Raw genomic sequence first — 7,435 nt, 5'->3', positions numbered from 1 at the left:
CGCGTCGGAGCGGTGCACCACCGGGATGCCGCGTTCGCGGGCCGCGGCCAGCTCCGGGTTGTCGGCGCGGATGGCGCTGGAGACCACGATGCTGCTCGCGCCGTCCGGCACGTTCTCGGCGGCGTGGCCGATGTGGACGGCGGCGCCGAGGGCGCGCAGCGCGAGGACGGTCTCGGACTCCTTGGAGTCGCTGCCGGAGACGCTGGCCCCGCGCACCGCGAGGATCTTCGCCAGGCCGGACATGCCGGCGCCGCCGATGCCGATGAAGTGCGGGGCGTGCAGGTCGTGCGCGGCGTCGTTCAAGGCGGGGCTCCGTACGGGGCGGGGACGGGGGAGGTCGGACGAGGGTCGTGTCGTCCTCGCGGGCCGGGGCGCGCCGGACCGCAAGGACGATTCTGCACCACGACGGCGCCCTGACCCCGCCCCGCCCGACGCGGGGAGGGCCGGGGTCAGGAGTCGCTGGCGAACAGCCGCAGCACCGGGACGCCCACCTTGTGGCGGGCCTGGGAGGCCCAGTCGCGGTGGAAGAACTCCTCCACGAAGTGCGGGGACGTGAGCACCACCACCTCGTCGGCCCGGTGCTCCTCCACCACGGCGCGCAGCCGGTCCAGCGGCTTCTCCTCGACCAGTTCGCCGACCGCCTCGGCGCCGGCCTCGCGCAGGTGGCGCAGGCTGTGCTCCAGCGACTCGGTGGCGACCGTGGGCCCGCTCTCGGACTCGTCGTGCTCGTGCACCACCTTGTCGAGGTGGCCGAGGGCCACGTCGTCCAGCGCCCGCAGCAGCTCGTCCTGCTTGCCGCGCGGCTGCATCAGGACGACGAAGGACACCTTCTCCTCGCTGTGCAGCGTGGTGACGAGCTCCACGTCGGCGTCGGAGAGCGCCTTTTCGATCATCAGTACCGTCTTGAACACGTGAGTCCCTTCCAGACACCGGCCCCCGGGTCCCGGCTTCGCATCCCATACTGCCCGGCGGAAGCTTTCCGCACGCTGCTCACCCGGCACACGGGCCACGCGGAGGAAGTCCCAGAAGGGAGCGGGATCACGGTCCGGAGGTCACGGGGTCGGCGGACGCAGGTAACGGGTGAAGAGGAATCCTTTCTGCTCGATCAATGAGACCAGCCGCATCCGTCGCACGTCAGGCATTTCCGCATCGTGGATGATGCGCGGCGCGTCGCCGCCGGTGATCAGCGGGGCCAGCGACAGGCACAGCTCGTCCAGCAGGTCCGCGGCGGCCAGCTGCCCCAGCAGCCGGGGGCCGCCCTCGGTCAGCATCCGCGTCCAGCCCCGGTCCGCCAGCGCCGCGACCGCCGCCCGCAGGTCCACCGAACCCCGTCCGACCGCGATCACGTCGGCCACCTCGGCCACCGCCTCCAGGCTGCGCGCCGGCGCGTCCTCGGTGGTGACCACCACCGTGCGCACCAGCGGCTCGGTGAACAGGGGCGCCGCGAGGTCCAGGCCCAGCGAGCGGCTGACGACCGCGATCACCGGGGCCGGCGCCTGCCCGGCCGCCCGGCGCGCCGCGGCGAACTCCTTCGAGGCCCCGGCCGGGCCGTACCCCTCCGCCCGCACCGTCTCGGCGCCCACCAGCACCACGTCCGACAGCGCCCGCAGCACCCCGAAGATCCGCTTGTCGGCCGCGCTCGACAGGCCCTCCGAGAGCCCGTCCAGCCGCGCCCCGCCGTCCAGGCCGGCCACCATGTTGGCGCGCAGCCACGGGCGGCCGCGATTCACCTGCCCGGGGTACGCGTACACGGCGGCGAGCGCCTCCGACGACTCCGGATCCTCGAACGCCGCGTCCGGCGGACTGATCAGCTGCTGCATGCCTCCAGTCTCGCAGCGGCCGGGGTCGGAGTCCGCGCCGAGCGGGCGTACCCTTGACCACCGTGCCCGCAGCCTCCCGCCCCGACACCGCGACCGAGCCGATAGCCGGCAGCACCGGTTCGCCGATCGCCCTCACCGACCGCCGTCCGGTCGTGCCCGCCGAGCGCCTGGTCGCCGAGATGGTGCCGCCGCCGCGCTTCTCCGACGTGAGCTTCGGGACGTACCTCCCGGACCCGGGCCAGCCCAGCCAGTACGAGGCCGTGCAGGTCCTGGAGCAGTTCGCGGGCGCGCTCAACGGCGGGAACGGCGCCGCGCCCAAGCGCAGCTGGTTCCGCCGCGGCACCCCGGCCCCGGCCGGCCCGGCCGGCATCTACCTCGACGGCGGCTACGGCGTCGGCAAGACCCACCTGCTGGCCTCGCTCTGGCACGCCGTCCCCGGCCCCAAGGCCTTCGGCACCTTCGTCGAGCTGACCAACCTGGTCGGCGCGCTCGGCTTCCAGCAGGCCGTGCGGACCCTGTCCGACCACCGCCTGCTGTGCATCGACGAGTTCGAGCTGGACGACCCGGGCGACACCGTCCTGGTCTCCACCCTGCTCGGCCGCCTGGTCGAGAACGGCGTCAAGCTGTGCGCCACCTCGAACACCCTCCCGGAGAAGCTGGGCGAGGGCCGGTTCGCCGCCGCCGACTTCCTGCGCGAGATCCAGGGCCTGTCGGCGCACTTCCGCCCGATGCGGATCGACGGCCAGGACTACCGCCACCGCGGCCTGCCCGACGCCCCGCCGCCCTACCGCGACACCGAGGTCGACGCCGTCGCCGCCCGCACCCCCGGCGCCTCCCTGGACGACTTCGACACCCTGCTCGCCCACCTCTCCGCCGTCCACCCCAGCCGCTACGGCGCCCTCCTGGACGACGTCACCGCCGTCTGCCTGCGCGGCGTCCGCCAGGTCGACGACCAGTCCACCGCCCTGCGCCTGGTCGTCCTCGCCGACCGCATGTACGACCGCGAACTCCCCATCACCGCCTCCGGCCTCCCCTTCGACCAGGTCTTCCCCGAGGAGATGCTCCGCGGCGGCTACCGCAAGAAGTACCTCCGCGCCGTCTCCCGCCTCGTCGCCCTCGCCCGGGACAGCGCCAAGTAGTCCTCGCTTGTCGGTGGTGGGTCGTACGGTGGTGGCGTGCGACCCATCACGAGTATTGAGCGGTCAGTGGCGCCCTTCGAGGTCGTCAGTCCCTACCAGCCCAACGGTGACCAGCCGGCGGCGATCGCCGAGCTGGAGCGACGGATCCGTGGCGGGGAGAAGGACGTCGTCCTGCTCGGTGCCACCGGTACCGGCAAGTCGGCCACCACGGCCTGGATGATCGAGAAGCTGCAGCGGCCCACCCTGGTGATGGCGCCGAACAAGACGCTGGCGGCGCAGCTGGCGAACGAGTTCCGCGAACTGCTGCCCAACAACGCGGTCGAGTACTTCGTCTCGTACTACGACTACTACCAGCCCGAGGCGTACGTCCCGCAGACGGACACCTACATCGAGAAGGACTCCTCGATCAACGAGGAGGTCGAGCGGCTGCGCCACTCGGCGACCAACTCGCTGCTCACCCGCCGGGACGTGATCGTGGTCGCGTCCGTGTCCTGCATCTACGGCCTCGGCACCCCGCAGGAGTACGTGGACCGGATGGTGCGGCTGAAGGTCGGCGAGGAGATCGACCGGGACGTGCTGCTGCGCCGCTTCGTCGACATCCAGTACACCCGCAACGACCTGGCCTTCAGTCGCGGCACCTTCCGGGTCCGCGGCGACACCATCGAGATCTTCCCGGTCTACGAGGAGCTGGCCGTCCGGATCGAGATGTTCGGCGACGAGATCGAGGCGCTGTACACGCTGCACCCGCTCACCGGCGAGATCATCAGCCAGGACGACTCCATGTACGTCTTCCCGGCCTCGCACTACGTGGCCGGTCCGGAGCGGATGGAGCGCGCGGTCACCGACATCGAGAAGGAGCTGGAGCAGACCCTCGCCAGGATGGAGAAGCAGGGCAAGCTGCTGGAGGCCCAGCGGCTGCGCATGCGCACCACCTACGACATCGAGATGCTCCGCCAGATCGGCACCTGCTCCGGGGTCGAGAACTACTCGATGCACTTCGACGGCCGCGAGCCCGGCTCCCCGCCGAACACCCTGCTGGACTACTTCCCGGAGGACTTCCTCCTGGTCATCGACGAGTCGCACGTCACCGTGCCGCAGATCGGCGCCATGTACGAGGGTGACGCCTCGCGCAAGCGGACCCTGGTCGAGCACGGGTTCCGGCTGCCCTCGGCGATGGACAACCGCCCGCTGAAGTGGGAGGAGTTCCTGGAGCGGATCGGCCAGACCGTCTACCTGTCGGCGACCCCGGGGAAGTACGAGCTCTCCCGGGGCGACGGCCAGGTCGAGCAGATCATCCGCCCGACCGGCCTGATCGACCCCGAGGTGATCGTCAAGCCGACCGAGGGCCAGATCGACGACCTGGTGCACGAGGTCCGCAAGCGGGTGGAGCGGGACGAGCGGGTCCTGGTCACCACGCTCACCAAGAAGATGTCCGAGGACCTCACCGACTACATGCTCGGCCTGGACATCCGGGTCCGGTACCTGCACAGCGACATCGACACGCTGCGCCGGGTCGAGCTGCTGCGCGAGCTGCGGGCCGGCGAGTACGACGTGCTGGTGGGCATCAACCTGCTCCGCGAGGGCCTGGACCTGCCCGAGGTGTCGCTGGTGGCGATCCTGGACGCGGACAAGGAGGGCTTCCTGCGCTCCGGCACCTCGCTGATCCAGACCATCGGACGCGCGGCCCGCAACGTCTCCGGCCAGGTCCACATGTACGCGGACCGGATCACCCCGGCGATGGAGAAGGCCATCGACGAGACCAACCGCCGCCGGGAGGTCCAGCAGGCGTACAACAAGAAGCACGGGATCGACCCGCAGCCGCTGCGCAAGAAGATCGGCGACATCCTGGACACCCTCGCCCGCGAGGACGTGGACACCGACGAGCTGCTGTCCACCGGGTACCGCGCGCCCGGCGGCAAGGGGGCCAAGGGCAAGGCGCCGGTGCCGGCCCTGGGCGCCGACCGCAAGCCGGCGAAGTCGATGCCGGCCGCCGAGCTGGCCGAGCTGATCCAGTCGATGACCGACCGGATGCACGCCGCCGCGACCGACCTCCAGTTCGAGGTGGCGGCCCGGCTGCGCGACGAGGTCAAGGAGCTGAAGCGGGAGCTGCGGCAGATGCGGGAGGCCGGCATCGCCTGAGGAGCGCCCGGAAGGCGTGGCCGGTTCTCTGCCCGGCCGCGCCCGCCGGTGCGTCGCCGCCCCGGCGAGGGGGTACACGGCGGGAAAGGCGTTGGACCGCAGGGCTCAGGCCCTGTCTCTTGGATTTTGTCGGGTCAGGCCGCGGCGGTGGGGTGCGTGCATCGCAAGGCGGAGGAGGGAGCCACTGCGGAGGGGGTACCTCCCGGCCGAAGGCTGGGGGCCATTGGCGACCGACGACAACGCGGCGTGGGGGTACCTCCCGGCCGAAGGCTGGGGGCGTGCGTGCCCCGGCGTCGAGGCCCCGGCAAGGATCCGAGAGACAGGGCCTAGGCTGGCCTGCGGTGCCGTCCTTGTCGGGCGGCCGGTAAAGAGGGGGCCTCAGCCGGGGGACGGCAACGGGGTGTTCCACCGTGGAGCCGGCGCGGGGATCCCGTGCGGCTGGGCAGAGAGGACAACCGCCGTGTCGGTGAACCTGGCCAAGGGACAGCGGGTCAGCCTGCAGAAGGGCCCGGGGGAGACGCTCACCGTGGTCCGGATGGGCCTGGGCTGGCGGGCGGCGCCCCGGCGGGGCCTGTTCGGCAGCCGGACGCGGCAGATCGACCTGGACGCCTCGGCGCTGCTGTACGCCGAGCGGACCCCGTCCGACGTGGTCTTCTTCCAGCATCTGGAGAGTTCCGACGGTTCGGTCCGGCACACCGGGGACAACCTGGTCGGCGGCTCCGGGGTGGGGGAGGACGACGAGGCGATCCTGGTGGACCTGGCGCACGTGCCGCCGCACATCACCCAGGTGGTGTTCACGGTCAGCTCCTACACCGGACAGACCTTCGCCGAGGTGCAGAACGCGCACTGCCGGCTGGTGGACGAGTCGACCGGGCTGGAGCTGGCCCGCTACGACCTGACCGGCGGCGGTCCGCACACCGGGCAGATCATGGCGAAGGTGTTCCGGGACGGTGCCGGGGGCTGGGAGATGCAGGCGATCGGCGCCCCGGCGAAGGGGCGGTCCTTCCAGGACCTGCTGCCGGCCATCGAGCCGTTCCTCTGACGGTTCTTTACCTTCTTTACCTTTCCTTGGGGGTGCTGTTACCCTTCTTGCAGCGGAGGGGAGTATTCCCTCGCAGTCGTCCCCGTCATCACGGGTGCCCATCGCGGCATCCCGGGGCGCTGGTCCGAGGGCGCGCAGTCGCGCGTCCGACGGGCGGAAGAGACCTCCGGCAGTGACGATGACTGTCTCGCCTACCTGCCGGAGGAGCAGTAGTGGACGTTTCCGTAAGTTTGTGGGTCGGCACGATCGTGGTGCTGTTGGCACTGGTCGTGGCCGATTTCTTCATCGGTGGTCGCAAGCCGCACGAGGTCTCGATCAAGGAAGCCGGTGTCTGGACCACGGTCTGGGTCGTACTGGCGGCGATCTTCGGCGGTTTCCTCTGGTGGCACTCCGGCGCGACGCCGGCCGGTGAGTTCTTCGCCGGCTACATCACCGAGAAGTCGCTCAGTGTCGACAATCTGTTCGTCTTCATCCTGATCATGGGCAAGTTCGCGGTGCCGAGGATCTACCAGCAGCGCGTGCTGATGTTCGGTGTGATCATCGCCCTGGTGCTGCGCGCGGTCTTCATCGCCGGCGGTGCCGCGCTGGTCGCCCAGTTCTCCTGGGTGTTCTTCATCTTCGGCGGCTTCCTGATCTGGACGGCCTGGAAGCTGATCAAGGAGGCGCGGGCCGACGAGGAGGACGAGGAGTTCGAGGAGAACCGCCTGCTCAAGTCCATCGAGCAGCGCTTCCCGTCGACCGACAAGTACCACGGCACCAAGCTCTTCATCCGGGAGAACGGCCGCCGGCTGATGACCCCGATGCTGATCGTCATGATCGCGATCGGCACCACCGACGTCCTGTTCGCGCTGGACTCGATCCCGGCGATCTTCGGTCTGACCCAGGACCCGTACATCGTCTTCACCGCCAACGCCTTCGCCCTGATGGGCCTGCGCCAGCTGTACTTCCTCATCGGCGGCCTGCTGAAGAAGCTGGTCCACCTGTCGTACGGCCTGTCGGTCATCCTGGGCTTCATCGGGGTGAAGCTGGTGCTGCACGCGCTGCACGAGCAGGGTGTGCACGTGCCGGAGATCGGCATCCCGTTCTCGCTGGGCTTCATCGTGGTGGTGCTCGCCGTCACCACCGTGACCAGCCTGATGGCCTCCAAGAAGGCCGCCCTGGCCGAGCAGGCCGAGCAGGGCGGACAGGGCGGGCAGGGCGAGCCGGAGAAGCAGGACGCCTGACGCACCCCCTCCGCAGAACGGGCGGGCCCGCGACCGACTTCCGGTCGCGGGCCCGCCCGTTCGGCTGTCGGC

Annotated in this window: 7 protein-coding genes; 4 read left to right on the top strand and 3 right to left on the bottom strand. The window is 70.6% G+C overall.

Going from position 1 to position 7,435, the window contains the following annotated elements; all coding sequences use genetic code 11:
* The 3 genes from VR45_RS14565 to VR45_RS14555 all read right to left on the bottom strand — a co-directional run.
* Positions 1 to 303, bottom strand: a 303-nt coding sequence (locus VR45_RS14565) for a Mur ligase domain-containing protein (RefSeq protein WP_045940161.1), incomplete at its 3' end; no start/stop codon positions are given.
* A gap of 146 nt (positions 304 to 449) precedes the next feature.
* Positions 450 to 911 (bottom strand): indole-3-glycerol phosphate synthase, encoded by a 462-nt coding sequence (locus VR45_RS14560; RefSeq protein ID WP_107084186.1) that lies wholly within the window; start codon positions 909 to 911, stop codon positions 450 to 452.
* A gap of 141 nt (positions 912 to 1,052) precedes the next feature.
* Positions 1,053 to 1,820 carry a pyrimidine reductase family protein gene (locus VR45_RS14555; RefSeq protein ID WP_045940160.1) on the bottom strand — a complete coding sequence of 256 codons (768 nt, stop codon included), beginning with the start codon at positions 1,818 to 1,820 and terminating at the stop codon, positions 1,053 to 1,055.
* Between the two features lie 62 nt (positions 1,821 to 1,882).
* Here VR45_RS14555 and zapE point away from each other — a divergent pair, with 62 nt between their 5' ends.
* From zapE to VR45_RS14535, 4 genes are all read left to right on the top strand, one after another.
* Entirely contained in the window at positions 1,883 to 2,959 is a 1,077-nt protein-coding gene (gene zapE / locus VR45_RS14550) for a cell division protein ZapE (protein WP_045940165.1), read from the top strand.
* Between the two features lie 36 nt (positions 2,960 to 2,995).
* Complete coding sequence (gene uvrB / locus VR45_RS14545) at positions 2,996 to 5,098, top strand: excinuclease ABC subunit UvrB (protein ID WP_045940159.1); 2,103 nt, start codon at positions 2,996 to 2,998, stop codon at positions 5,096 to 5,098.
* Positions 5,099 to 5,558: 460 nt separating this feature from the next.
* Complete coding sequence (locus VR45_RS14540; RefSeq protein WP_045940158.1) at positions 5,559 to 6,140, top strand: TerD family protein; 582 nt, start codon at positions 5,559 to 5,561, stop codon at positions 6,138 to 6,140.
* A gap of 212 nt (positions 6,141 to 6,352) precedes the next feature.
* Positions 6,353 to 7,363 carry a TerC family protein gene (locus tag VR45_RS14535; protein WP_045940157.1) on the top strand — a complete coding sequence of 337 codons (1,011 nt, stop codon included), beginning with the start codon at positions 6,353 to 6,355 and terminating at the stop codon, positions 7,361 to 7,363.
* Positions 7,364 to 7,435 lie beyond the last annotated feature (72 nt).

This window comes from Streptomyces sp. NRRL S-495, assembly GCF_000966955.1.
GTDB classification, from domain to species: Bacteria; Actinomycetota; Actinomycetes; order Streptomycetales; family Streptomycetaceae; genus Kitasatospora; species Kitasatospora purpeofusca.
Note: the sequence above shows the minus strand (reverse complement) of the source record. Positions and strands in the feature narration are given on the sequence as shown.

Coding starts and splice junctions, on each gene's coding strand:
- VR45_RS14555 (WP_045940160.1), bottom strand. CDS start 1,820: ATGCAGCAGCTGATCAGTCCGCCGGACGCGGCGTTCGAGGATCCGGAG.